Origin of the sequence: Flavobacterium sp. MMS24-S5, assembly GCF_050320125.1 — a bacterium.
GTDB lineage: Bacteria > Bacteroidota > Bacteroidia > Flavobacteriales > Flavobacteriaceae > Flavobacterium > Flavobacterium tyrosinilyticum.
Map to the genome: position 1 here is coordinate 4649123 of NZ_CP190016.1, position 26765 is coordinate 4675887.

Consider the following 26765-nt stretch of genomic DNA (forward strand, 5'->3'; position numbering starts at 1 on the left):
TATTCTTTTCTTTTTTTATTTCTATGAAAGCATTTAGTTATTTTTGAATTTTAAAAGTATAGATACCCATTATGTCATTTGAAATAAGCAAAAAATTTAAGTCCGAAGAACATTCAATACAACAAATTATCAGCAGTTTTGATTCTTCTGGTGAACTTTTTGGAAATGGCGATCGAAATAAAATCAAATTATTTGATCTAAATGGGAAGATTATAAACGTGAAATCTTTCAAGATTCCTCATTTTATTAATAAAATAGCATATAAATATTTTAGAAAATCAAAAGCCAGACGATCTTTTGAATATGCAAACAAGCTTATAGAGTTGGGTGTTGGAACACCAGAACCTATTGCATTTGTAGAGTTTTCGTCTTTATTAGGTTTAGAAAACAGCTATTATGTAAGCGAGCATCTTTTGTGCGACTTGACCTATAGAGAGCTTGTAGAAGTGCCTGATTATCCAGATCGTGATAATATTCTAAGACAATTTACCAAATTCAGTTTCGATCTTCATGAAAAGGGAATTGAATTTTTGGATCATTCTCCAGGAAATACTTTAATAAAAAAGAATGCCAGCGGAAATTATGATTTTTTTCTAGTCGATTTGAATAGAATGGAATTTCATACTACAATGTCTTTTGAAACGCGTATGAAAAACTTATGCCGTTTGACTCCATTAAAAGAAATGGTGGCAACAATGAGTAACGAATATGCTAAATATTATAGCGAACCTGAACAGAAGATTTTTGATACTTTATGGAAAGATACTTCAGATTTTCAAGAAAAGTTTTATCGAAAAAAACGTCTGAAAAAGAAACTTAAATTCTGGAAGAAGTAATTCTTCTTAACTCTTTATATCGAACAAAAACGCTGTACGCATTCAGATAACAGATTGTTACACCTTTTCCTCCGTCTAGAAAACCCAATCGGATTATAAATTGATACAAAAAAGTGTATAAAGGATGAAGAAATAGCAGAAGGAAATAAGGTTTTATTCCTTTTGCAAATTTCTCATTGGCTTTAAGAATTCCATAATTGTACATTTTCGATTTATAATCCTCATAAGAAGAGTAGGAGAAATGTATAATTTTATTTTTTAAAGTAGAGATTGGTTCGGTTTACAATCAGTTTTTCGTGAACGGTTCTTTCTTCGTTGTATCTGCATTTTGATTTATTAAAAAGCCTAAAAATCTTGTCGGTTTGCCAGCCGCTGAAGTTTAGTTGGCGCTCCTTAAACATAAAAATACGATAGACAAAATAAGCGCTTGCGACTTTTTCAGCATTAATTGCAGTAACGATTTCAGATTTTAATTCAGGTGTTAATCTTTCGTCAGCATCAATAAATAAAACCCATGAGTTTTCAGCTTGCTCTAAGGCAAAATTTCGCTGAGAGGTATAATCAATAAAAGGATTCTGAATTAATTTTACGTTTTTGAAAGACTCGACAATAGGTACCGTTTTATCGGTGCTGTAAGAATCAACAACAATTATTTCATCTGCAAAATCAATGTCTTCAAGAAGTGATTTTATATGATGTTCTTCATTAAGCGTAATAATCAATACTGATAATTTTTGCTTTTCGCTATTCATTGGTGATGCTTTGCTTTTTCAATTTTTATATTCCTGAAAATAAGTCTCTAGTTTTTTAAGCATAAGTTCCAACGGATATTCAGCATAATATTCAAAAGTGTGTTCTTTTATGTATTGTTCGGTGTGCTTCTCGTAAATCTCAGGTTTTAAATCTTTTAAATGAATTGAAGCATTTTTTGCTTCATTTTCAAACAACTGCCAAGTTTCTTTTCTAACAGAAGGAGTAAAAATAGAGAAAGTTGGTATTTCAAGTGCTTTGGCCATATTTACAGCTCCTCCCTCGTTTCCTATCAACATTTCGCATTGAGAAAGTATTGCTAAAAACTGACGTAAATCTGTAGCGTACAAATCGAAAATAATATGCTTTTTTGTTTCTTCAGAACAATGGTTGTAAACCTCTAAAGCTTCTTCTTTTTGGTTCGGAATATAATTAAAGAGAATTGTAGCGTTTGTTTTTGCTACGGTAAAATCGATAATTTTTGCCATTCCGTCAAGCGGATAGGTTTTGTAGTGCTCGCTTCCTAAAATTCCAAACATAATAAGAGGTTTTTCGGGATCAATATTGTAGCTTTTTAAAATGCTTTTTGCTTCTGCAATTTCAGATTTTTTTAAAAAGATTTTCGGTTTTACATTCGTTATCTTTTCAGTAAAAAATGGTTTAAGGAGCAACAACCTGTTTTCAATTGCCAATCCATATTCTGATTTTATGGCATCAAAACGTTCGTAACTATAATTGTAAAAGACATTAGAATACCATTTATGATACGAAACTTTATATTTTGCTCCAGAAAAAAACGTAATTAAGCTAGTTCCTAATTTGCTGTAAACGTCTATTACGGCATCATATTTTTTTCTTCGGATCTCAAAAATGAATTTAAGGAATCCGAAAGTCGATTTTCGGATTTTATTAGTCACCGGAATGATGTTATCGATATTCGGATTTTCTTTTAGAACATCAATCGAATTGGGATAACACATATAGTCAATTGTAGAGTCAGGAAACTTGCTCTTCAAGTTGTTGCAAATAATTGTGCTTGTTAAAACGTCTCCAATTCTTTTTTGTTGGATAACTAATATTCTCATCTGGTTTTTTATTCAATTTGAAAGCTAAAGTACAAACTATTTTATGAAGTGCACAAGTGATGGCGGTAATTAAGATTAAACTAAATTAAAAAGTTATATTTTTGTGGTCAACAAATTAAAATTTATAATGGGAATTAGCGGTTTGGTTATTACTTTCAATGAAGAAAAAAACATTGGAAAATGTATAGATGCCTTATTTAAAGTTTGTGATGAAGTTATTATTGTAGACTCTTTCAGTAAAGATCGCACAGTAGAAATAGCTAAAGAAAAAGGAGCGCAGGTTGTTAAGCAGGCATTTTTAGGAGACGTTCGCAGCGTACCCACGGATTGCCTTTTTGTAAAAATGACTGGATTTTAAACCTTGATGCAGATGAGTTTTTAGATAAAGATGCTGAAGAATTTATTCTAAAGAAAAAATATTTGGAAGGAAATCATGATGCTTTAAGTTTTAGAGTAAAAAACTTTTTGGCCGATAAATTAATTGATTTTTCAGGATGGTATCCAGATCATAAAGTTCGTTTTTTCAATAAACAGACTGCTCATCCTTCAGAATCTAAAGTGCACCAGAAAATTGTTGCTCAGAACGAGAAAAAGGTTGCAGTGCATATTTTGCATTACGGATGGGATTCTTTTGATCAGATTATTGCTAAAAAGAATCAATATTCTGGATGGCATGCGCAGCAGTTGTATGATCAAGGAAAAAGAATTAATGCCTTTAAACCTGTTTTGAACGGAACTGTAGCTTTTGTTCGATGCTATTTCTTTAAAAAAGGAATCTTTAACGGTCTTGACGGATTATCAATCGCAATGATTCAGGCTTTTTTCTCTTATATGAAATATGCGAAGCTTATAAAACTGCAAAAAAATAAGTAATAAAAAAATCCAAATTCCAGTAATAATCTATTGGAATTTGGATTTTTTAATATTTAGACTTTTTAAAGCTTATACCGCAACATCGTACTCACGAAGTGCATTGTTTAAAGAAGTTTTTAAATCTGTAGATGGTTTACGAGTTCCAATGATTAATGCACAAGGAACTTGGAATTCTCCAGCTGCGAATTTCTTAGTGTAGCTTCCAGGAATAACTACAGAACGAGCAGGTACATAACCTTTCATTTCAACTGGCTCATCACCTGTAACATCGATAATTTTTGTAGATGCCGTCAAACATACGTTAGCTCCAAGAACTGCTTCTTTACCAACGTGAACACCTTCAACCACGATACAACGAGAACCGATAAAAGCACCGTCTTCGATAATAACTGGAGCAGCTTGCAATGGCTCAAGAACACCACCAATACCAACACCACCGCTTAAGTGTACATTTTTACCAATTTGAGCACAGCTTCCTACAGTTGCCCAAGTATCAACCATTGTTCCTTCGTCAACATAAGCACCAATGTTCACGTAACTAGGCATTAAGATTACACCGCTTGAGATGTAAGCTCCATAACGAGCAACCGCGTTTGGTACCACACGAATTCCTTTTTCAGCATAATTTCTTTTTAGTAACATTTTGTCGTGGTACTCAAAAATACCAGATTCCCATGTTTCCATTTTTTGAATCGGAAAATACATCACAACCGCTTTTTTAACCCATTCGTTTACCTGCCATTTGTCACCAACTGGTTCAGCAACACGTAATTTTCCAGCGTCTACTAATTCGATAACTTCTCTAATAGCATCAGTTGTTGCGGTTTCTTGTAATAAAGCTCTATTTTCCCAAGCTTGTTCAATTATAGTCTGTAAAGAATTCATACGTTTATTTTTTTTGCAAAGATAAGGTATTTGTAGAAATGCAAAAAAGTAAAACGGTTTGAAAATGTTACAGATTTAACTTTTTGTTTCTTATTTGTAAGGTTAATGAAGCGATGTGTATTTTTTACTAATACTGCTACCACTAGAAGTTTTTTTTGTATCAAAATATGACAAAAGTCAGGGTTTCTGCTTTTTCTTCACTTTAATTTCGCAGTGTTGATCAACAATTCCATTCCATAAATAATCATATAAGCAGTAAAATATGAATCAAGAAAATCACCTTCAAAACAGAGTAATCATTGACAAAGAAGTAAGCTGGGATAAAACTCAGGTTATTATGAGTAAAACAAATGCTTTTGGTATTATAGAATATGCCAACGAAGTGTTTGTAGACGTTTGTGGTTACGAAGACTATGAATTAATGGGGCAGCCTCATAATATCATACGTCACCCTGATATGCCAAAAGTAATCTTTAAAGTGCTTTGGGAAAATCTTAAAAACGGGAAAAACTTTCACGCTATTGTAAAAAACCTTGCAAAGTCTGGAAGATACTATTGGGTAATTACCGATTTTGAAATCGCCCGCGACGAAAACGACGTTATTGTAAATTATTTCGGAAGAAGACAAGCTGTACCGCAGGAAGTTATTGCGATGCATATTGAACCTTTATATAAAAAGTTATTGCAGATTGAAGCCGCAAGCGGAGTTGAATTTAGCGAAAAGTATTTAATAGGATTCTTAGAAGAGAAAAAGAGAACGTATGTTGAATATATTAAGGAGCTGATTTACGAACACGAAAAATCACAATCTAAGTTTGCTAATTACAGTGAAGAAGAGGATGCAGGAGAGGAAGAAGAACACAGAGGTTTTTTTGGCCGATTGTTTGGAAGATAAATTGAGTTATTTTTTAGGTTTGAATATTTGGATAAAAGTCCGTCTTGAGTTTCTCAGGGCGGATTTTTTTGTTTTTAAGTTTAATTTAAAAATCATGAATTTAAAAAGGTTTATATTTGTATGGAAAATGAAAGTATTATGGAAGCGATTAGATTGGAATTTCAGCCAGAGATTAGAGAGAAAGTACTTAAGTTATTAAGTGAGTTTTCTCCTAGTGAATTGACAATTATTGAAGAAGATTCTGACTTTGAAAATGATAAAAAAAAAATACATGCAGCTTATGCTAAATTAAAAAGTGGTAATGAAAAGTTGTATTCAATAGATGAAGTAGATTCAATTTTAGACAATACATTTTCGGAATATGACAATTAAAATTTCGAATGAATTTTTAAAATTATTAAAAGAACAAGTTCATTATATTTATAAAGATAAACCTGGAGCAGCACTAAAGTTTAGGAAAGATTTGCTAAGAAATATTAAAAAAGATTTAAAACAGCCTTTTCTCTTTAAAAAATCAAGATATTTTGATGATGAAAATATTAGGGATTATGTTTTTAAAGGTTACGTTTCTATTTATGAAGTTGATACCGATAAAAACATTGTTTTCATTTTCGGTTTTATAAAATATAAAGACTCTCTTTAAAGATTATAATTTTACTTTCTAAATCTTTTATAAAAATTTCAAAACATGCCAAGAATCCTTTCAATAGATTACGGACAAAAACGCACAGGAATAGCTGTTACAGACGAAATGCAGATTATTGCTTCAGGCTTAACTACAATTCCGACTCATACTTTGATTGACTTTTTGAAAGATTATTTTGCTAAAGAAAAAGTCGAAGCGGTTTTGATTGGTGAACCCAAACAAATGAACGGTCTTCCGTCTGAAAGCGCTTCTATAATTAATGGTTTTGCAACTCACTTTTCGAATATCTTCCCAGACATGAAAGTGATTAGAGTAGATGAGCGTTTTACTTCAAAAATGGCATTTCAAACTATGATCGACAGCGGTTTAAATAAAAAGCAGCGTCAGAATAAAGGTTTGATAGACGAAATTTCTGCTACAATTCTGCTTCAAGATTATCTTTCCGCAAAAAAATAACGCTGTTCGTCGTATTTTTTATTTATAATTTAATGGTTTTTAGAAAATCCTAACTTTTATCATCTAAAAATTAGTTTTTTTTTGCAATTAAAAAAGTACCTTTGCACTTTAAATAAAAATACTGTTATGCCTGACGAAACCATACGTTCAAATAGTGATGTAGTACTCATTGGCGCTGGAATAATGAGTGCCACTCTTGGAGTAATTTTGAAAGAATTACAACCAGATATAAAAATTGAAATTTACGAAAGATTAGATGTTGCAGCAGCTGAAAGTTCTGATGCTTGGAATAATGCAGGAACCGGACACTCTGCTTTTTGTGAATTAAATTATACTCCAGAAAAGGCAGACGGTAGCATCGATCCTAAAAAAGCAATAAGCATCGCAGAATCATTTGAGATTTCTCGCCAGTTTTGGTCTTATTTAGTGCAACAAAATAAAGTGCCGTCTCCGGATAATTTTATTAAAAGCGTACCTCATATGAGTTTTGTATGGGGAGATAAAAACGTAGATTATTTAAAAAAGAGATTTGAGGCGCTTCAAAGCAATCCAATTTTCTCTGATATGACTTTCAGCACCGATTTTGAGCAACTTCAGAAATGGATGCCATTGGTAATGGAAGGCAGAACTGCTGACGAAAAATTAGCAGCAACACATATGGAAATTGGTACCGATGTTAACTTTGGTGCTTTAACAAGAAGTATGTTCAATTACTTAGAAAAATTAGATGGTGTTTCTTTGTATTTTAATCATGAGGTTAAAAAACTAAAACAGCGTGAAGATAAATCTTGGAGAATTAAAATTAAAGATTTGTCGACAGGAAAAACTCGTAAAGCCTATACTAAATTTGTATTTATTGGTGCAGGTGGAGGTTCTCTTCCTTTATTAGAAAAAGCAAATGTTCCTGAAGGAAATGGATATGGAGGTTTCCCTGTAAGCGGACAATGGCTAAAATGTACAAATCCAGAGGTAATAGCTAAACACCAAGCAAAAGTATATGGAAAAGCAAGCGTTGGAGCTCCTCCAATGTCTGTTCCGCATATCGATACTCGTGTAATTGATGGAGAAAAAGCACTTCTTTTTGGTTCGATTTGCAGGATTTTCAACTCGTTTCTTGAAAAATGGTTCTTATTTAGATTTGCCGTTATCTATTAAGCCTAACAATTTAATTCCGATGCTGGCTGCAGGATATCACAATATTCCATTAACAAAATATTTGATCGAGCAAGTGCGCCAGTCGCCAAAAGATAGAATGAAAGCTTTACGCGAATATCTTCCAACAGCTCGTTCAAAAGATTGGAAATTGGAAAAAGCAGGACAGCGTGTTCAGGTGATCAAAAAGGATGAGAAAGATGGCGGAGTTTTAGAATTTGGTACTGAAGTAATTAATACGCATGACGGAACGTTGGCGGTTTTATTAGGTGCTTCTCCAGGTGCTTCTACAGCTGTAGCAATTATGGTTGATTTGATCAGCAGATGTTTTACGCATCAAATTAAAACACCAGAATGGCAAGCAAAATTAAAAACAATGATTCCTTCTTACGGTCAGACTTTAAATGATAAGCCAGAACTTTTACAAGAGCTTAGAAAACAAACAGCAGAAGTTTTAAAATTAAATTAAGCTTTTCCTCATTTATATAAAAAAACAAATCCAGATGAATTAATCTGGATTTGTTTTTTTTAGGTCGGTTGTGTTTTTTAGAATTTTTTCTGCCAGATTACTCATCCAGATCAATTGTTCAATTACCATTTGTGCTTCCTGCATTTTAGCCTGACGCGTTTCCTTATCCAAATCATCATCTTCGGCTAAGCGCGTAAAATGCTTTCGCTTTAATTCTTCAAATTGCAAAGTCACATCTTCTTTTTCAAAAAAGGTATCCTTTATAATAACTTCATTTCTTAAAACAGAAATAGAATGATCCAAATTGGCTAAAATTGTTTTGATGATATAATTAAAAGAATCTGATGCAGAAGTGGTTTGGTGCGACTGAATATAAGTTGACAATGAAGCCAAAGCAGATAATAAAGAGTGGTTTAAAACTACCAATTTGTTCACCAAAGGCATTGTCTTCTGTTTCGATTTTGGCTCTTGCATCATGCGCTGGAAAGAAGTCATTAAATTGCCTATTTCAACAAAAGCATTTTTTCTGGCAAGACGGTAAGAAGTAGGAACTTCACCTTTTTTATTATAAAAATCTGCAATTTCTTTGAGGTAATTCCTGTTGGCTCGAATCGTGTTTTCGATATGAATTGGTGTATTGATAAATTCCCACGCAGGCCATAAAAACTGATTGGCAATAAAGGCTAAAATAGCTCCGGCAAGCGAATCTAGTATTCTGTATTGGATTACCTCATTGATATCTGGGGTAAGAATTCCGTAAATAAAAACGACATACATTGTAACAAATGTCGCACTTATCTTATAGTTGATTTGGGTAAATGAAATTCCCAAAAGCATACATACAATAGAGAAAATGCTCAATGCTACGTGATTCTGAATAACCGATACAATTCCGAAAGCTATAAATCCTCCCAAAACAGTTCCGAACATCCTGTTGTAAGATCGTTCCTTTGTTAAGCCGTAACCAGGGCGCATGATTACTACAATCGTAAGCAGAATCCAATATACGTTTTGAAATGGAAGCACTTGTCCGAGAAAGAAACCGATTAAAATAGTAATGGTTAATCGTATCGAATGTCTGAAAATTGATGAAGAATAACTTAAATTTTCGATTAAAGTTCTCAACGGATAATATTGTGGCGTAAGGAATTTTTCAAGTTCCTTGTCTTTGTCTTTTAGTTTATAAGACTGCATGGCCAGAGAAAGTGCGCGCTGAATGGTTTTGATTTTTCCAACCTGGTTTTTAGCATATTTCAGCATATTGGTCAGCATTAAAACTCCTTCTGCGGCTTCTTCTTTGCCTAATGTTTTTTCATAATCAAAAATGGCAAATTCTAGAGCATCCAATTCGTTTTTCAAATCATGTTTGTCAACATAAACACTAATATGACGGACATTTTTTGAAAGCTTCTTGAGAGTTGAAGCTAGTTTATAAGCAACATTTTGATACGTTCTTAAAACATCGGGATGTTTAGCGAATTTTTCATGAAGTTTGCTATGATCGAAAGAAGTGTACAGCGCCAATTCTTGAATTTCGACTAAAGTAATAAAGACTAAAAGCATTTTTCGATTCTGACTTGTAATTCCAGATGCATTCTGGTTTCCAATCAGCATTTTTCTTAAATCTTCATGAATAAGATTCAATTCTACCTGTACGGCCAGCTGTTTCTCGATAATAGCTTTTCTATTGGCTTCAGGGCTCCATAAATCACCTCTTAGTTTTAGATATTTGGCAGTAAGTTTTATTCCTTCGGCAATTTGTAATTCTACATATTTATAGGGCTGTACAAAATGAAAAACAAGAGATACTACCAAATATAGAATTCCTCCAATAAAAATAAAGCCAGAATATTCAAAAGCTTCCCAACCTTCATGTAAATGTCCAAAAGAAAGAGAAATCGATAATAAAGCCGAGAAAGAAATCAGAGTTGCTCGCTGCCCGTAAACCGAAATCATAGAGCACAAAAACAATAGAAATCCTAAAAAGATATAAAAAAGGAAAGGATATGGATAGACGAGATTTACAAGTAGATTAACGCCTGAAACAATAAATGACGCAGCAATTAATCCTTTTATTTTATGGCTAAGAGAACTCGGAATATCACTAGGATAGGTGTAAAAAGCTCCAAGTGCGATGGTGAACCCAATTTCAAAATGGCCTAAAAAATTTAAGACTAAAACAGGAACAACAGAAGCAATAGTTACTTTGGAAGCATTGAAAAATGAAGTGCTGTTTGTAAATTTTGAAATCTTATCAATCATAAAAAGAGGTTTACTAACAAAGGTAAGAATTGTAGGAGTGATTTTGGCATAATTATGGATGAGATTTTTAACAGCTTGTAAAAAATGCGATATAATAGTTTATTAGAATCATTCTTGACTATTTTTTACTATTTTTGCCAGCTGAAATAGCATAACTTTAATTCTGTTTTTGCAGCATATTAAATATAAATAAAAACAAATGATTTTACCAATTGTAGGATACGGTGATCCTGTTTTAAGAAAAGTAGGGCAGGACGTTACACCAGAATATCCAAACCTAAAAGAAACGATCGCAAATATGTACGAGACGATGTACAATGCGTATGGAGTTGGACTTGCAGCACCGCAGGTTGGGCTTCCAATTCGTTTGTTTGTTATAGATACAACGCCTTTTAGTGATGATGAGGATCTTCCTTCAGAGGAACAAAAAGATTTGAAAGGCTTTAAGAAGACTTTTATCAATGCTAAAATCGTTAAAGAAGAAGGAGAAGAGTGGGGATTTAATGAAGGCTGTTTAAGTATTCCAGATGTGCGTGAAGACGTTTACAGAAAACCAACTGTTACAATTGAATATTGTGAAGAAGATTTTGTAATGAAAACGGAAGTATTTGACGGATTAATCGCAAGAGTTATCCAACACGAATACGATCATATTGAAGGAATTTTGTTTACAGATAAAATATCATCTCTTAAGAAGCGTTTAATCCAAAAGAAATTGAAAAATATTACTGAGGGAAAAACGTCTCAGGAATATAGAATGAAATTTTTCGAGCTAAAAAAGCAAGGTAAGTTTTCTAAATAGTTAGAAACAAAAAATAAATCAAATTCTTAATACTAATTTTAATAAAAATGAATTTAACGAAAATTTTAGCCATTTCAGGAAAACCAGGTTTATACGAATTAAAAGTACAAACTCGTACAGGTTTTGTGGCGGAATCATTAATTGATGGGAAGAAGATTACTGTAAATCTAAAAAGCAATGTAAGTTTATTGTCTGAAATTTCGATTTATACTTATGAAGGTGAAAAACCGTTAACTGAAGTAATGCAGCAGATTGCCGTTAAAGAAAATAAAGGACAAGCTATTTCTCATAAAGAAGATAATGCTACTTTGTCTGCTTATTTCAAACAAATTCTTCCAGATTACGATGAAGAGAGAGTTTATCCATCAGATATCAAAAAAGTATTAAATTGGTACAACACGCTTCAAGCAAAAGGTTTAGTAACAGACTTAGCTCCTGCAGTTGAAGAACCAAAAGAAGAAGCTCCTGCTGCGGAGAAACCAAAAAAAGCTCCAGCAGCTAAAAAAGCAAAAGCTAAAAAAGAAGAATAGTAATTTTTCTTTTAAACATAAAATAATCCTGTTAAGATGTTTTCTTGACAGGATTTTTTAATTTTACAGAATCGAGTTTAAATCAAAAGAAAACTTCAAAATGAGCAGAGAAAACCAGTTAAAAGCATTTGAGAGATTATTGAATATCATGGATGAACTTCGTGAGCAATGTCCGTGGGATAAAAAGCAAACTTTGCAGACATTGAGACATCTCACAATCGAGGAAACCTACGAGTTGGGCGATGCTATTCTGGACAATGATTTAAATGAAGTTAAAAAAGAATTGGGAGATTTACTGCTTCATATTGTTTTTTATGCCAAAATAGGTAGCGAAACCAATGATTTTGATATTGCTGATGTCTGTAATGAAATCTGCGAGAAACTAATTCATCGTCATCCTCATATTTATGGAGATGTAAAAGTAGAAAATGAAGAAGAAGTAAAACAAAATTGGGAAAAATTAAAACTGAAAGAAGGTAAAAAATCTGTTTTAGAAGGTGTGCCAAGAAGTCTTCCAGCTTTAGTGAAAGCGAGCCGAATTCAAGATAAAGTTAAAGGAGTAGGCTTTGATTGGGAAGAACCTCATCAGGTTTGGGATAAAGTTCAAGAAGAATTACAAGAATTGCAAGACGAGGTAAAATCTGGAAACCAAGATAAAATCGAAGACGAATTCGGAGATGTTTTGTTTTCTATGATTAATTACGCAAGATTCTTAAATGTAAATCCAGAAGACGCATTAGAAAGAACCAATAAAAAGTTTATAAAGCGTTTTCAATACTTAGAAAGTAAAGCAAACGAATTAGGTAAGCCATTAATGGATATGACACTTACAGAAATGGACGTTTTCTGGAATGAAGCTAAAAAACTCTAGTTGTCGGCTAATTTCTTTAAAGCGCGAACATCTTTAAGCATAATCTTTTTACCAACCAATTCTATTAATCCCAATTTATTAAAATCAGATAATAAGCGAATACAGCTTTCTGTTGCAGTACCAATAATTCCTGCAAGTTCTTCTCTTGTTAGCTGAACTTTAAGCGTTTTGTCAGCGTCTTCGCCAAACTCGTCATGTAATTGCAATAAAGTTTCGGCAAGTCGTTGTTTAACGGTTTTTTGAACTAAAGCAATTTTTTCGTTTTCAGATTCTTTTAAATCTTCGCAAACAGACTGCATCAGATTTAAAGAAAACTGATTGTTATTGTTAAAGAAATTGATGATTTCAGTTTTAGGAATAAAACAAACCTCCATGTCGGCAATCGCTTTTGCAGTCAAGTTTGCCGGCTCGTTACTAATCATCGAGCGCTGTCCAAGTAGTTCGCCAGATTTAACCAATTTTACAATTTGATCTTTTCCGTTTGCACTCAATTTCGAAAGCTTACCAACACCATCTTTTATACAAAAAACGCCATTGGTTACTTCGCCTTCTTCAAAAATGGCTTCACCTTTTTTAATTTTGTAAGAGGTTTTACTGCTGGCTAATTTAATGACTTCTTCTTTGTTAAGGGCTTTTAATGAGCTTAGCTGACGTACAATGCATTGATCACATTTATTCATGACAATATTTGTTTGCTGCAAAAATAAGCATATTTAAGGGTTTTAACGACCATAATAAGGTAAAATTATTATAAATTAGGGTTTACTCTCGTTTGAGCTTTTTATTTTATAAATTTAGGAATCCGATTTCAAAATAACATGATAATTGTCATCTTAAAAATTATGCTTTAATTGGAAATTTGCAACAAATAAAAACAAGTTTATGAGGGAGCAAAGTTGTTTTCATTGTGGTTTAACTATTGAACAAAATGAAGAAATTGATTTTGATGATAAAAAGTTTTGTTGCACAGGCTGTAAAACAGTTTACGAAATTTTCAGCATCAATGACCTAACATCTTATTATGATTTTGAAAAGTCTCCAGGCGCCACTCCGCAAGACATCAAAGGAAAATATGATTTTTTAGAAAATGAAACCATACTAGCAAAGGTTTTGGAATTTCAGGAAGGAAACACATCGATTGTTTCGCTCAATATTCCGCATATCCATTGCAGTTCTTGTATCTGGATTTTAGAAAACCTAAATCGTCTTCAACCAGGAATTAGTACTTCTCAAGTTAACTTTCACGAAAAGAAAGTTAGAATTACGTTTAATTCAGATGTCGTTTCTTTAAAAGAAATTGTTTATCGTTTAAGCTCTATTGGTTACGAACCTTACATAAGTCTAGAAAATTACGGAACAGCAAAAGCAAAGGTAGACAGGAGTTTAACTTATAAACTTGGAGTCGCATTTTTTTGTTTTGGAAATATTATGCTGCTTTCATTTCCAGAATATTTCGAAATGAAAGAATTCTGGTTGGATAGTTACAAACCGTTTTTCAGATTACTGATTTTTCTTTTAGCATTACCAAGTTTCTTGTATTCGGCAAGCGGGTATTATATTTCTGCCTATCACAGCATTAGAACTAGAATGCTTAACATTGATATTCCGATCGCTTTAGGAATTATTGTAATGTTTATTCGCAGTACATACGATATGTTAATGGACGATCGTCGGGATTTTTTGACAGTTTGGCCAGTTTAGTATTTTTTATGCTCCTTGGCAAAATGTTTCAAATTAAAACGTATAGTTTTTTAAGTTTCGAAAGAGATTTTAAATCGTATTTCCCAATTGCTGTTACTAAAATTAATAAAGATGCTACCGAAGATAATGTCGCTATTTATGATGTATTAAAAGGAGATCGATTATTAATTCGAAATCAGGAGCTTATACCGGTTGACGGAATTTTAATTAGCGAAAGCGCAGAGATAGATTATAGTTTTGTTACAGGAGAAGCAGTGCCAATTACTAAAAAGTCTGGAGATAAAATATTTGCAGGAGGAAAACAGATTGGAAAAGTAATAGAAATGGAAGTATTGCATTCTGTTTCGCAAAGTTATCTGACTCAGTTATGGAGTAATGAAATTTTTCAGAAAAAAGTAGATCAGAAACACAAAACCATAACAGATGCAATAAGTCGATATTTTACCCCTATTTTATTGCTAATTGCATTTGGTGGTTTTGGTTATTGGATTTTTATTGATGCCAATACTGCTTTTAATGTTTTTACGGCCGTATTAATTGTGGCTTGCCCTTGCGCATTGGCTCTTACAGCTCCGTTTACTTTTGGAAACATATTACGAATTTTAGGGAAAAAGAAATTTTATCTGAAAAACGCGATTGTAATCGAACAACTTGCTAAGGTGGATACGATTGTTTTTGATAAAACAGGAACAATTACAACGAATAAAAAATCGAATATAATGTATGAAGGAAATGCTATTTCGGATTCAGATATTGTATGGATTAAAAATGTATTACGAGGATCAAATCATCCATTAAGCAGAATGCTGTATGATTTTCTGCCAGAAGCTAAACGTGTCGCTGTAGAAGAATTTCAAGAGATTACAGGAAAAGGAATTTTGGCAATTGTTGAGAATAAAGAAATTAAAATTGGTTCAGGACAATTTGTACATGATATAGTTGCAGATGGTTCGGAAATTGAAAAAACAGCGTTGCATATCAAAATAGGAGAGGTTTATTTGGGGAAATTTACTTTTCAAAATCAATATCGTGAAGGTTTAGAAAAACTTTTTGAAGATCTGAGTAAAGCTTATAAAATCAAAGTGCTTTCTGGAGATAATGATGGTGAGAGAGCTAATTTGGAAGCGATTCTTCCAAAAGGAACTGAGCTGATTTTTAATCAGAAACCAGAACAAAAACTAGAATACATAAAGAAACTTCAAGAAAAAGGGCAAAATGTAATGATGGTTGGCGACGGGCTGAATGATGCAGGAGCGCTGGCGCAAAGCAACGTCGGGATTTCTATTTCAGAGAATGTAAATGTCTTTTCGCCTGCATGCGATGCAATTCTTGATGCAACAGAATTTTCACGTTTGAACTACTTTTTAAAGCTCTCACATAAAGCGATTTCTATTATTAAAATGAGTTTCGGACTTTCCTTGCTTTACAACGTTGTTGGACTTGCATTTGCAGTTACAGGAAACCTACTTCCGTTAGTTGCTGCTATCATTATGCCATTGAGTACAATTACTATTGTGAGTTTTGTAACTTTAATGTCTAACTATTTCAGTAGCAGAAATTTATAATAACTATAATTTGTATTATAAGATTTTTTTTATAAATTTAACAATCTTTTTGTTTATGATAATTATCATATTTTATACGCCCTTAACGAAGTAATTTTGTTAATATAAATCTAAGGTATGAGTGTTATTTATCTATTAATTTCAGTAAGTATTTTTGTGGCAATCTGTTTCTTTGTTGCCTTTATCGCAGCTGTCAAGTCTGGACAGTACGATGATGATTATACCCCTTCAGTCAGAATTCTTTTTGATGACGAAACCAAAATTAATTCCCAAAATAATAATTCACCAATCGAAGAAAAACAAGTATAATTATGGAAATGGAACAGTTTTATTACGACAACAAAATTGTAAAAAAATTCATTTACGCCACAATACTATTTGGTGTTGTGGGTATGTTAGTGGGGCTTACCCTTGCGGTAATGTACCTTTTTCCCAACATTACAGATGGGATTTCGTGGCTTAGTTACGGCCGTTTGAGACCGTTACACACCAATGCAGTTATTTTTGCCTTTGTGGGTAATGCCTTCTTTGCTGGTATGTACTACTCGCTACAAAGATTGCTAAAAGCCAGAATGTTTAGTGATTTTTTAAGTAACCTTCATTTCTGGGGATGGCAGTTAATTATTGTAGCAGCCGCAATTACACTTCCGTTAGGTTATACTTCTTCTAAAGAATATGCAGAACTAGAGTGGCCAATTGATATTGCAATCGCTTTAATTTGGGTGGTAATGGGAATCAATATGATTGGAACCATGCTGCGTCGTAGAGAGCGTCACTTGTATGTTGCAATCTGGTTTTATTTAGCAACATTTGTAACGGTAGCAGTACTTCATATCTTTAATAATATAGAAATTCCGGTTTCAGCTTTAAAAAGCTACTCTGTATATGCAGGTGTTCAGGATGCGCTTGTGCAATGGTGGTACGGGCATAATGCGGTAGCATTCTTCCTTACAACTCCGTTCTTGGGATTAATGTACTATTTCGTTCCAAAAATTGCAAACAGACCTGTTTATTCTTATAGATTATCTATTATTCACTTTTGGTCTTTAATCTTTATCTATATATGGGCAGAGCCTCACCACTTATTATATTCTGCATTGCCAAACTGGGCTCAGAATCTTGGGGTTGCATTCTCAGTAATGTTAATTGCGCCATCTTGGGGGGGTATGATCAATGGTCTTCTTACATTAAGAGGAGCTTGGGATAAAGTTCGTGAAGAACCCGTTTTAAAATTCTTCGTAGTGGCAATTACAGGTTACGGTATGGCAACTTTTGAAGGTCCGATGTTATCTTTAAAAAACGTAAATGCTATTGCGCATTATACGGACTGGATCGTAGCACACGTACACGTAGGGGCTTTAGCTTGGAATGGTTTCATGTCATTTGGTATTATCTATTGGCTGATTCCAAGAATGACAAAGTCAGAGCTATTCTCTAAGAAATTAGCAAACTTCCATTTCTGGATTGGGACTTTAGGTATTATTGTGTATACAATTCCGTTATATGTGGCTGGTTTCCAACAAGCATCAATGTGGAAACAATTTAATCCAGATGGTACTTTAACTTATGGTAACTTCCTTGAAACCGTAACGGCTATTATGCCAATGTATTGGATGAGAGCTATTGGAGGTAGTTTGTATCTAATAGGTATGCTGACCTTGGTTTATAATATTATTATGACTGTAAAAGCTGGTAATACAATTGAAGATGAATTGGCTCAGGCTCCAGCTTTGCAAACAATAAAAAGCAGTAGATTAAGTGGAGAGAAATTCCACTCATGGTTAGAAAGAAAACCAATCCAGTTAACCATTTTAGCAACTATTGCAATTTTAATTGGAGGTATTATTCAGATTGTTCCAACAATAATGGTAAAATCAAATATTCCAACTATTTCAAGTGTAAAACCATATACGCCGTTAGAGCTTGAAGGACGTGATTTATATATTAGAGAAGGTTGTGTTGGATGTCACTCTCAGTCCGTTCGTCCATTTAGAAGTGAGGTTGAACGTTATGGAGTTCAGTCAAAAGCGGGTGAGTTTGTTTACGACCATCCATTCTTATGGGGATCAAAACGTACTGGACCAGATTTGTTAAGAGTAGGTGGTAAGTATAATGACAATTGGCATTTTAACCACATGTGGAATCCACAAAGTACATCTGCTGGATCAATTATGCCAGGGTATAAATGGCTGTTTGATAATAAACCAATGGATATTTCATTGACTCAGAAGAAAATGCAAGCTATGATTTCTTTAGGGGTGCCATATACTCCAGAAGAAGTTGCTAATGCACAAAGAACTTTAAGAGAGCAGGCTGTTAAGATAGAAAAAAACTTAGAAAGCGATCCTGATTTTGTTAAGAGTTATGAAGACAGCCGCAAAAAAGCTGAAGCAAAAGGCGAGAAATTCATTCCGATGAACGAAAGAGAAATAGTTGCTTTGATCGCTTATATTCAAAGACTTGGTACTGATATTAAAGTAAAAGAAACTTCAAAATAACAGCATTATGTTTGAACAAATAAAACACAATATGGAAACAATATCGGGTATAGAAGTTTACCCGATTATTTCCCTCTTAATTTTCTTCTTATTCTTTGTAGGATTAGGCGTTTGGGTATTCTCTTATAGAAAAGAAAAAATTCAAGAAATGAGCAATATACCTTTAGATGAAGGACTTAGTGTAATTACAAAAGATAGATAAAAATGAAAAAGTTTTTCCCAGTATATGTTAGAGTACCGTTGATTTTCTTCATCGTATTTGCTTTGATGGAATATTTTATAGACTCAGGCGATAAGCCCGCTTTTGTAAAGTTCCCAATGGTAGCCCTCTTTTTATTCGTCTTTTTATTTATTCTGATTGCAATCGAAATTACGCTTAGCGCTGTAAATCGAGTGATGTATCAATTGCTGTCACCAGAAGAAAAAGCGCAAAAAGAACTTGAAGAAAGTTTAAGCTTCAAAGAAAGCACTTGGTTTAAAAACCTTATGCATAAATTGACTAAAACAGAACCGATTGAGAAAGAAGCTGATTTATTGATGGATCATGATTATGACGGAATCAAAGAATTAGATAATAATTTACCGCCATGGTGGGTATATTTATTCTACATCTGTATCATTTTTGGAGTAATCTATGTAGTTCGTTACGATGTTTTAGGAGCCGATGATCAAGAAATGGAGCTGAAAAAAGAATTAGCTCAAGCAAAGATTGATGTTGCAGAGTACATGAAAACAGCACCAGATTTAATGGATGAAAAAACGGTTGTTTTACTAACTGATGCACCGAGTTTGGATGAAGGTAAAACAATCTTTACAACCAATTGTGCCGCATGCCACCGTGCAGATGGAGGAGGTCAAATTGGGCCTAACCTTACAGATGATAAATGGATTTTAGGAGGAGGAATTAAAAATCTATTCCACACTATTACAAATGGAGGTAGAGATGGAAAAGGGATGATTGCTTGGAAAGGAACCCTTAAACCAAAAGAAATACAAAAAGTGGCAAGTTATATTCTTTCTTTACAAGGAAGTAATCCTAAAGATCCAAAAGAAGCTGAAGGAGAAGTTTGGGTAGATGATAGTGCTCCCAAAACAGATGCGGCCGCTGCAGCACCAAAAGATACCACACAAGTTAAAAAATAATTAGAATATCATGTCAAATTTACCAGACGAAGCTTTTAGAGATACCATTGGAACAATAGATGAAGGTGGAAAACGAAAATTTATATTTCCTAAAAAACCGTCTGGTAAATTTTATGATTATAGAAAAATTGTCAGCTATGTTTTGTTGGCAATTTTATTCATAAATCCTTTTATCAAGGTTAATGGGAATCAGTTTATGATGTTCAATATTATCGAACGTCGTTTTAATATTTTTGGATTCCCTTTTTGGCCACAGGATTTTTATCTCTTCGTAATTTCAATGCTGATCGGCGTTGTATTTATACTCTTATTTACTGTTGTTTTTGGAAGGATTTTTTGTGGATGGATTTGTCCGCAGACTATTTTTCTTGAATTGGTTTTCCGTCGAATAGAATATTGGATCGATGGAGATCGCGGAGCTCAAACTCGTTTAGCGAAACAAGAATGGAATGCAGAAAAAATTAGAAAAAGACTGATTAAGTGGACTATTTTCTTTTTGATCTCTTTCCTTATTGCTAATGTCTTTCTTGCTTATTTGGTAGGAAGCGACACATTATTTTTAATGATTGAGCAAGGCCCGATAAAACAGGCAAGCAATTTTATAGCATTATTAATATTTACTGGAGTTTTCTATTTTGTTTTTGTATGGTTTCGTGAACAGGTTTGTATTATTGCTTGCCCGTACGGAAGATTACAAGGGGTTCTTCTAGATAATAAATCTATAAATGTTGCTTATGATTTTGTACGAGGTGAAAAAGAAGAAGGCCGTGCAAAATTCAATAAAAAAGAAGATAGAGCATTAACAGGAAAAGGAGATTGTATTGATTGTCTTCAATGTGTTCATGTTTGCCCTATGGGAATTGACATTAGAAACGGAACACAGTTAGAATGTACAAACTGTACAGCTTGTATCGATGAGTGTGATCATATTATGGAATCTGTTGGACTGCCAAAAGGCCTTATCCGCTATGCTTCGGAAGATGAAATTGCCAAAAAAGAACCTTTTAAGTTTACAGCAAGAATGAAAGGTTATACAGCTGTTCTCTTTATTTTATTGAGTATTTTTGTTGGAATGCTATTTTTAAGAACAGATGTACAAGCAGTAGTTTTACGTTTGCCTGGTCAGTTGTTCCAGCATAATGGAGAAAAAATTAGTAACGTTTACACCTATAAAATTGTAAACAAAACGATGAAAGATTACAACGATATTCATTTTGAATTAATAGATCAGAAGGGAGAAATTAAAAATGTTGGTAAGAGACATTTTAAGGTTGCAAAAGAAGGAATTTCTCAAGGAACATTATTCATTGAAATCGATGAAGTTTTATTGGAAAGCGATAAAACAAAAGTAAAAATAGGAGTTTATAATGGTTCTGAACTCATAGAAACAACAACAACAAATTTCTTAGGACCACGTAGTTTTAATTAAAAATATAGTATTATGAAATTTAATTGGGGAACTGGAATCGTCATTGCATTCGGATTGTTTATGACATTTATTTTATATTTTGTTTTTGAAGTGCAGTCAAATTCTAAATACGATAATGATTTGGTAGTTGAAGAATATTACAAACACGATACGCACTTTCAGGACGAAATGGCAAGGATTCAAAATGCACACGATTTACAACATAAACCATCAATCAAATATACTGAAGATGGTGTAGCGGTAATCTTTCCTGCAGGATTTGAAAGTGACAAGGTGAAAGGTAATATTCAACTGTATAGACCTTCAAACAAAAAATTCGATTTTAATACTCAAATTGCTTTAAACAATTCAGAAATTATTATTCCACAGAAAAAACTAATAAAGGGTCGTTGGGATGTGAATATGGAATGGCAATATGAAGGAAAAAAATATCTCACTAAAGAAGTCATTTACGTAAACTAAATCAAAATGTTATTCTCTGCTTTATTTTTAGGTTTGATCAGTAGTCTGCATTGTGTTGGAATGTGCGGGCCAATTGCTATGATGCTTCCTGTAGACAGGCAAAATGAAGCCAAAAGAGTAACACAGATTATGACATATCATTTTGGTCGATTAACCGCGTATTCAGCAATTGGGCTGATTTTTGGATTGCTCGGAAGAGGTTTTTTTCTCGCAGGATTACAGCAGAAAATGTCAATAATTATTGGTGTAATTATGATTGTTTTGGTTTTGATTCCTGAGAAGAAATTTGCTCAATACAATTTTTCTAAACCAGTATACAAAATCATTTCAAAAGTTAAAGGCAATCTTGGAAGTCAGTTTAAAAACAAGAGTTATAAATCTCTTTTTACAATTGGTCTTCTAAATGGATTTTTACCATGCGGAATGGTTTATGTTGCTTTGTTTGGAGCAATTGCCATGCAGAGCGCAGGTCTTGGTATACTTTATATGCTTTTGTTTGGAATCGGAACAATTCCTTTGATGACGATTGTAGTTTATGTCAATACATTGCTGAAACTGCCTTTAAAAAACAAAATTCAAAAGGCAATTCCTTATGTAGCAGTTATAATTGGAGTTTTATTTATCCTTCGCGGATTAGGATTAGGTATTCCTTATATTTCTCCTTCAAACATGAGTTTATTTGTGCAGCAGACTCCAAACTGCCATTAAAAAGATATTTTAAAAAGATTTTATACGGTCATCGAAAACAAATTTGTTTCCGGTGACTTTCTTTTTAGATGTAAATCAAAAGCCATACAAATATTACGTACAAAAGGCCTTCCTTCTTCTGTAATTTTGATTTTATTACTTTCAATAATAATTAAATTATCGTTTTCGATTTCTTTTAAAGCAATAATAACCTCAGGAAGTTCGGCAAAATTTAGAGATTCTCCACTCCAGGAAGTCTCCAATTCACAGGTTAAATTCAGAATGTGTTTTCTAATAATTAGATCTTCAGCGTTCAAAATATGGCCTTTTACAACAGGAAGTTGGTCAGACTCTAAAATCTCGTAATATTCCTCTAGACTTTTGGTGTTTTGTGCAAAACTATACCAGCTGTCGCTAATAGAAGAGACGCCAAGTCCAATCATAACCTGCGTTTTTGAAGCGCTATAACCCATGAAGTTTCTGTGCAGATTTCCATTATGTGCGGCTTTATATAAACTATCGTCTGTTAAAGCAAAATGGTCCATGCCAATTTCATGATAACCGTTTTGAATTAAAAGTTTTTTACCAATTTCATACAGTTTTCTTTTTTCCGAATCTTTAGGCAGATTTTCGTCATTAAAACCACGTTGTCCATTCCCTTTTATCCAAGGCACGTGTGCATAACTGTAAAACGCTAGTCTATCTGGTTTTAATGAATTGGTTTTTTCAACTGTATCAATTACATCTTCGATGGTTTGAAATGGAAGTCCAAAGATAATATCGTGTCCAATTGAAGTGTAGCCAATTTCTTTTGCCCAAAAAGTTACTTTGGCAACATTATGAAATGGCTGAATTCTATTTATAGCTTTTTGAACAGTTGCAGAGTAATCTTGAACTCCAAAACTTACTCGGCGAAAGCCTAATTCGTAAAGTTTTTTAAGCTGTTCGTAAGTTGTATTGTTTGGGTGTCCTTCAAAACTAAATTCGTGATTTGCTGCTTTTACAGCATTTTTAAAAATTCCGTTTATAAGGCTCTCCAGATTTTCTTTTGAAAAGAATGTTGGAGTTCCTCCACCTAAATGTATTTCTTTAATAACGGGCTTTTCTGGAAGTAAATCACAATACATTTTCCATTCTTTAAGAACGGCCTGAATGTATTTCTCTTCTACTGAATGATTTTTGGTAATACGCTTGTTGCATCCGCAGAAAGTGCACATGCTTTCGCAAAAAGGCAGGTGAATGTATAAACTGATTCCGTTCTTTGAATTGCTTTCTGAGAATGATTGTTTTAAAGTAGTAATCCATTTTTCTGATGTAAAGTCAGCTTCGTTCCAATATGGAACTGTCGGATAACTAGTATATCTTGAACCTGGGACATTGTACTTTTGTGTCAAAGAAATTTTCATAACGACGGATTTAGTTTTCATCAAAATTAAAACTTAAGGCGAAGACATAAAATGACAAATATCATATAACTTGTAAAAAAAAGAGACCCAAAATTGAGTCTCTTTACTGAATTAAATAACTAACGTGATATAGAATCTTGGATGATTTTAAGCCATTTTTTCGCAAACTGATGATCTTGATAGACACTAATCTGTTTGATGCGGTCATCATCAAAATCATAGAATGGAATTAATATTTTTTTTGATGTTTCTTTTTCTTGAAATTCGAAATCAATTTTGATAATTGTATCTGAACCAGCATCTGTTGTCGGAATTAATTTGCTGGAAGCAATTGTATTTAAGTCGACATAGGTTGATTCCTGTTGATTTGGATTGAAATTCATCAAAATGAATTTATTATTTTTCTGATCAATCGTTAAAGTTTTATTGTTGATAGATTCCGTCAAATCAAAATCTTCAGGATGATTTGGATTGAATCTTTTCTTGATGTTTAAAATTCTTGATTTGCTAGCTGCAGATGAGCGCGCAGAAAAATATACTGGGATAGCGACAATAATCAGAATCACAATACCCATAATGGTGGTAGTAGTTTCCATGATGTTTTTAATGAAATAAATAAATGAGATAAAGCGGTTTTCAGTTTGAAAACGGCTAATTAAGTGCTAGAAGAATAATCTTCTAGGGAAAAATCAAGTATTTATTTACCAGAAAAAATGGAAAGCATAAAGTATGACCGAGACCTTTTTACTTTGAGTAGTAAAGAGTTTAGTATATGCTGTGTTATAAGTAACGGTTTGATGCTGTGGAATTAGCGGTAATAGCGTGTCAAAACATTTAATAATTCCGCTAGGATTTGTTTTGATGTTTGCCGCAAACTGATAACTTCCCTGAGGCTGTATAAATGCAGAAGAATCTAAAACGTCTTTACAGAAATTGGTATCCGATTTTTCTGTTTCGATTATGCGTGCAGAATCTTGGTCTGCCTGATAAGCAAACAATCCCGCTAGCAAAAGCGTAATGAAAATAACGGTTTTACGAATCCAATTCATGCCGGCGAATTTAAGTCATAAAACGCAATTAAAGAAATTTTATAGAATTAATTAACACTCAAAAAAAAGACCCCAATAAAATGGGGGCTTAAGAGTTATTGTTGCATTTTAAAATAGTAATCTGCCGAGTGTTTACCGCTTCCATAAAATAGGAAAAAAATGCAGACAAATAAAATGATTAATGCTAAAACTAAACTTTCGGAGTGCATTTGTCCCATAAAGTTAATGAGAACGGCCCGAATAAAATGGGTAATTGAGCTGCTATTGCCCATCTGGTTAAAAGTCCAAAAATAATCATTATACCACCAATCATGTGGGCAGGAGCAATGTAATGTAGCATAAACATACCTCCGCCATACTTATCGATAGGGGAAATCAAATCATGCAGGTATTGAATATTGGTGACGAAAGAGACACCTTTCATAAATAAAAATCCACCCAAAACAATACGTACTAAATCAACTGGTAAATAAGTGTGCGAATTTGCCCATTTATTCAAACTTTTTACATTTTCCATGATGTTGTGTGATTAAAAATTACATTACTAAGTTACTAATTTTTAATTAAATATTTATTTTTAACATCTTGAAAATAAGCTTCTTGCTTTTAATTTAATGTTTCTTTAAGAATTCTTAAATCCTTAAACTTGAATGACTCCCAAATTGAATGGTTTTTGAATAGGAGCGTGGTTTGCAGCTTCAATTCCCATTGAAATCCAATTTCGGGTTTCTAATGGGTCAATAATTGCGTCTGTCCACAATCTTGAGGCTGCATAATAAGGTGAAGTCTGCTCATCGTAACGTGCTTTTATTTTATTGAATAGCTCTGTTTCTTTCGCTTCATCGACTTTCTCTCCTTTCGCTTTAAGCGAAGAAGCTTCAATTTGCGCTAGTACTTTTGCCGCTTGAGTTCCGCCCATTACAGCAAGTTCTGCGCTTGGCCAAGCAAATATTAATCGCGGATCATAAGCTTTTCCGCACATAGCATAGTTTCCTGCTCCGTATGAATTTCCGACAATAACTGTAAATTTTGGAACAACTGAATTGCTTACAGCATTTACCATTTTGGCACCGTCTTTAATAATTCCGCCATGTTCTGATTTTGAACCCACCATGAAACCTGTTACGTCTTGTAAAAATACCAATGGAATTTTTTTCTGGTTGCAATTGGCAATAAAACGGGTAGCTTTATCGGCACTGTCAGAATAAATAACACCGCCAAACTGCATTTCTCCTTTTTTGGTTTTCACCACTTTTCTTTGGTTGGCGATAATCCCTACAGCCCAGCCATCAATTCTGGCATAACCTGTAATGAGAGATTGTCCGTAACCTTCCTTATAAGCTTCAAATTCTGAATTATCAACCAGACGCTTAATGATTTCCATCATATCGTATTGTTCGGTTCTGGCTTTTGGAAGAATTCCGTAAATATCATTGGGTTCTAATGCCGGTTTTTCCGATTTGATTCGGCTATAGCCTGCTTTATCAAAATCTCCAATTTTATCTACAATATTTTTGATTTTATCTAAAGCATCTTTATCGTCTTTGGCTTTATAATCGGTAACGCCTGAAATTTCGCAATGTGTTGTCGCACCACCTAAAGTTTCATTGTCTATTGTTTCTCCAATAGCCGCTTTTACTAAATAGCTTCCAGCAAGGAAAATACTTCCCGTTTTGTCAACGATTAGAGCTTCGTCGCTCATAATTGGCAGATAAGCTCCGCCAGCAACACAGCTTCCCATAACGGCAGCAATTTGGGTAATTCCCATGCTGCTCATTTGAGCGTTGTTTCTAAAAATACGTCCGAAATGTTCTTTGTCAGGAAAAATTTCGTCTTGCATTGGCAGATAAACACCTGCGCTGTCTACAAGATAAATTATGGGAAGTCGGTTTTCCATCGCGATTTCCTGCGCACGAAGATTTTTCTTTCCTGTAATCGGAAACCAAGCTCCGGCTTTTACAGTTGCATCATTGGCAACTACAATACATTGTTTGCCTCTAATGTAGCCAATTTTCACCACAACACCTCCAGAAGGGCAGCCACCATGTTCTGGGTACATTCCTTCTCCAGCAAACCCTCCAATCTCAATACTTTTAGAATTTTCATCCAATAAATAAGCAATTCTTTCGCGAGCGGTCATTTTACCTTCAGCATGCAGTTTTTCGATTCTTTTTTCGCCTCCGCCTAATTTTACTTTGGCGAATTTTTGTTTTAGTTCAGAAAGAAGTAATTTATTGTGATCTTCGTTTTTATTGAAGTTTAAATCCATGAGGTAGTATTGATTTGATAAAATAGTGTTGGCTAATTTACAAA

General features: G+C 33.5%; 25 protein-coding genes and 4 pseudogenes. 18 read left to right on the top strand and 11 right to left on the bottom strand.

The genetic code is table 11. From position 1 onward, the window contains the following. Positions 1–71: 71 nt before the first annotated feature. Entirely contained in the window at positions 72–836 is a 765-nt protein-coding gene (locus tag ACPWTF_RS21370; RefSeq protein ID WP_427872953.1) for a lipopolysaccharide kinase InaA family protein, read from the top strand. Here ACPWTF_RS21370 and ACPWTF_RS21375 read toward each other — a convergent pair. From ACPWTF_RS21375 to ACPWTF_RS21385, 3 genes are read right to left on the bottom strand one after another with little or no spacing between them, the layout of a single operon-like run. Further along, complete coding sequence (locus ACPWTF_RS21375) at positions 817–1041, bottom strand: hypothetical protein (RefSeq protein ID WP_427872955.1); 225 nt, start codon at positions 1039–1041, stop codon at positions 817–819. The genes ACPWTF_RS21370 and ACPWTF_RS21375 overlap by 20 nt on opposite strands. Before the next feature lie 46 nt (positions 1042–1087). Continuing rightward, positions 1088–1588 (bottom strand): glycosyltransferase family 2 protein, encoded by a 501-nt coding sequence (locus ACPWTF_RS21380; RefSeq protein ID WP_427872956.1) that lies wholly within the window; start codon positions 1586–1588, stop codon positions 1088–1090. A gap of 18 nt (positions 1589–1606) precedes the next feature. Further along, positions 1607–2671, bottom strand: a complete 1065-nt coding sequence (locus tag ACPWTF_RS21385; protein WP_427872957.1) for a glycosyltransferase family 9 protein — start codon at positions 2669–2671, stop codon at positions 1607–1609. Positions 2672–2798: 127 nt separating this feature from the next. On the opposite strand from ACPWTF_RS21385, the pseudogene ACPWTF_RS21390 reads away from it, so the two are divergent. Further along, a pseudogene (locus ACPWTF_RS21390) lies at positions 2799–3544 on the top strand (glycosyltransferase family 2 protein). Between the two features lie 69 nt (positions 3545–3613). Here ACPWTF_RS21390 and ACPWTF_RS21395 read toward each other — a convergent pair. Continuing rightward, positions 3614–4429 carry a 2,3,4,5-tetrahydropyridine-2,6-dicarboxylate N-succinyltransferase gene (locus tag ACPWTF_RS21395; RefSeq protein WP_248726233.1) on the bottom strand — a complete coding sequence of 272 codons (816 nt, stop codon included), beginning with the start codon at positions 4427–4429 and terminating at the stop codon, positions 3614–3616. A gap of 262 nt (positions 4430–4691) precedes the next feature. Between ACPWTF_RS21395 and ACPWTF_RS21400 the strand changes: the two genes are divergently transcribed. From ACPWTF_RS21400 to ACPWTF_RS21420, 5 genes and pseudogenes are all read left to right on the top strand, one after another. After that, positions 4692–5324 carry a PAS domain-containing protein gene (locus ACPWTF_RS21400; protein ID WP_095930926.1) on the top strand — a complete coding sequence of 211 codons (633 nt, stop codon included), beginning with the start codon at positions 4692–4694 and terminating at the stop codon, positions 5322–5324. Positions 5325–5444: 120 nt separating this feature from the next. Then, the gene (locus ACPWTF_RS21405; RefSeq protein WP_427872960.1) at positions 5445–5696 is read left to right on the top strand and encodes a hypothetical protein; all 252 of its coding nucleotides are present in this window, start codon (positions 5445–5447) and stop codon (positions 5694–5696) included. Beyond that, on the top strand, positions 5686–5967 hold the full coding sequence (locus ACPWTF_RS21410) for a type II toxin-antitoxin system RelE/ParE family toxin (RefSeq protein ID WP_095930925.1): 282 nt from the start codon (positions 5686–5688) through the stop codon (positions 5965–5967). Before ACPWTF_RS21405 ends, ACPWTF_RS21410 begins: the two co-directional genes overlap by 11 nt. Positions 5968–6012: 45 nt before the next feature. Next, positions 6013–6426 (top strand): Holliday junction resolvase RuvX, encoded by a 414-nt coding sequence (gene ruvX / locus ACPWTF_RS21415; RefSeq protein ID WP_427872962.1) that lies wholly within the window; start codon positions 6013–6015, stop codon positions 6424–6426. Between the two features lie 126 nt (positions 6427–6552). Further along, positions 6553–8047: pseudogene (locus ACPWTF_RS21420) on the top strand (malate:quinone oxidoreductase). Between the two features lie 39 nt (positions 8048–8086). Here ACPWTF_RS21420 and ACPWTF_RS21425 read toward each other — a convergent pair. Further along, the gene (locus tag ACPWTF_RS21425; protein ID WP_427872964.1) at positions 8087–10309 is read right to left on the bottom strand and encodes an FUSC family membrane protein; all 2223 of its coding nucleotides are present in this window, start codon (positions 10307–10309) and stop codon (positions 8087–8089) included. Between the two features lie 199 nt (positions 10310–10508). Here ACPWTF_RS21425 and def point away from each other — a divergent pair, with 199 nt between their 5' ends. The 3 genes from def to mazG all read left to right on the top strand — a co-directional run bounded on the left by def (position 10509) and on the right by mazG (position 12512). Continuing rightward, complete coding sequence (gene def / locus ACPWTF_RS21430; protein WP_427872966.1) at positions 10509–11111, top strand: peptide deformylase; 603 nt, start codon at positions 10509–10511, stop codon at positions 11109–11111. 47 nt (positions 11112–11158) lie between these two features. Then, a complete protein-coding gene (locus ACPWTF_RS21435; protein ID WP_427872967.1) occupies positions 11159–11641 on the top strand; it encodes a DUF5606 domain-containing protein in 483 nt (160 codons plus the stop codon). 100 nt (positions 11642–11741) lie between these two features. Next, positions 11742–12512, top strand: coding sequence for a nucleoside triphosphate pyrophosphohydrolase (mazG, locus tag ACPWTF_RS21440; protein WP_111424177.1), 771 nt, complete (start codon positions 11742–11744; stop codon positions 12510–12512). Here mazG and ACPWTF_RS21445 read toward each other — a convergent pair. After that, entirely contained in the window at positions 12509–13192 is a 684-nt protein-coding gene (locus ACPWTF_RS21445; RefSeq protein WP_250835536.1) for a Crp/Fnr family transcriptional regulator, read from the bottom strand. The two genes, mazG and ACPWTF_RS21445, sit on opposite strands and share 4 nt — an antisense overlap. A gap of 202 nt (positions 13193–13394) precedes the next feature. On the opposite strand from ACPWTF_RS21445, the pseudogene ACPWTF_RS21450 reads away from it, so the two are divergent. The 8 genes and pseudogenes from ACPWTF_RS21450 to ACPWTF_RS21485 all read left to right on the top strand — a co-directional run bounded on the left by ACPWTF_RS21450 (position 13395) and on the right by ACPWTF_RS21485 (position 22018). Continuing rightward, positions 13395–15778: pseudogene (locus ACPWTF_RS21450) on the top strand (heavy metal translocating P-type ATPase). A gap of 117 nt (positions 15779–15895) precedes the next feature. After that, on the top strand, positions 15896–16087 hold the full coding sequence (ccoS, locus tag ACPWTF_RS21455) for a cbb3-type cytochrome oxidase assembly protein CcoS (protein WP_427872970.1): 192 nt from the start codon (positions 15896–15898) through the stop codon (positions 16085–16087). 2 nt (positions 16088–16089) lie between these two features. Continuing rightward, a complete protein-coding gene (gene ccoN / locus ACPWTF_RS21460; RefSeq protein ID WP_427872971.1) occupies positions 16090–18276 on the top strand; it encodes a cytochrome-c oxidase, cbb3-type subunit I in 2187 nt (728 codons plus the stop codon). A gap of 7 nt (positions 18277–18283) precedes the next feature. Beyond that, positions 18284–18478 carry a cbb3-type cytochrome oxidase subunit 3 gene (locus tag ACPWTF_RS21465; RefSeq protein WP_095930915.1) on the top strand — a complete coding sequence of 65 codons (195 nt, stop codon included), beginning with the start codon at positions 18284–18286 and terminating at the stop codon, positions 18476–18478. Positions 18479–18480: 2 nt separating this feature from the next. Further along, positions 18481–19419, top strand: coding sequence for a cbb3-type cytochrome c oxidase N-terminal domain-containing protein (locus ACPWTF_RS21470; RefSeq protein WP_320492419.1), 939 nt, complete (start codon positions 18481–18483; stop codon positions 19417–19419). A gap of 10 nt (positions 19420–19429) precedes the next feature. Next, positions 19430–20848 carry a cytochrome c oxidase accessory protein CcoG gene (gene ccoG, locus ACPWTF_RS21475; RefSeq protein WP_427872973.1) on the top strand — a complete coding sequence of 473 codons (1419 nt, stop codon included), beginning with the start codon at positions 19430–19432 and terminating at the stop codon, positions 20846–20848. Positions 20849–20860: 12 nt separating this feature from the next. After that, positions 20861–21310 (top strand): FixH family protein, encoded by a 450-nt coding sequence (locus ACPWTF_RS21480; protein WP_427872974.1) that lies wholly within the window; start codon positions 20861–20863, stop codon positions 21308–21310. Between the two features lie 6 nt (positions 21311–21316). Beyond that, on the top strand, positions 21317–22018 hold the full coding sequence (locus ACPWTF_RS21485; RefSeq protein ID WP_427872976.1) for a sulfite exporter TauE/SafE family protein: 702 nt from the start codon (positions 21317–21319) through the stop codon (positions 22016–22018). Positions 22019–22038: 20 nt separating this feature from the next. Here the strand turns inward: ACPWTF_RS21485 and hemN are convergent, their stop codons facing one another. From hemN to ACPWTF_RS21510, 5 genes and pseudogenes are all read right to left on the bottom strand, one after another. Beyond that, the gene (hemN, locus tag ACPWTF_RS21490; protein ID WP_427872978.1) at positions 22039–23403 is read right to left on the bottom strand and encodes an oxygen-independent coproporphyrinogen III oxidase; all 1365 of its coding nucleotides are present in this window, start codon (positions 23401–23403) and stop codon (positions 22039–22041) included. A 119-nt stretch (positions 23404–23522) separates the two neighbouring features. Beyond that, entirely contained in the window at positions 23523–23999 is a 477-nt protein-coding gene (locus ACPWTF_RS21495) for a hypothetical protein (RefSeq protein ID WP_095930909.1), read from the bottom strand. Between the two features lie 105 nt (positions 24000–24104). Next, positions 24105–24452, bottom strand: a complete 348-nt coding sequence (locus ACPWTF_RS21500) for a hypothetical protein (RefSeq protein WP_427872980.1) — start codon at positions 24450–24452, stop codon at positions 24105–24107. 95 nt (positions 24453–24547) lie between these two features. Next, positions 24548–24969 (bottom strand): annotated as a pseudogene (locus ACPWTF_RS21505) (DoxX family protein). A gap of 123 nt (positions 24970–25092) precedes the next feature. Next, positions 25093–26721 (bottom strand): acyl-CoA carboxylase subunit beta, encoded by a 1629-nt coding sequence (locus ACPWTF_RS21510; protein WP_427872982.1) that lies wholly within the window; start codon positions 26719–26721, stop codon positions 25093–25095. Positions 26722–26765: the final 44 nt, after the last annotated feature.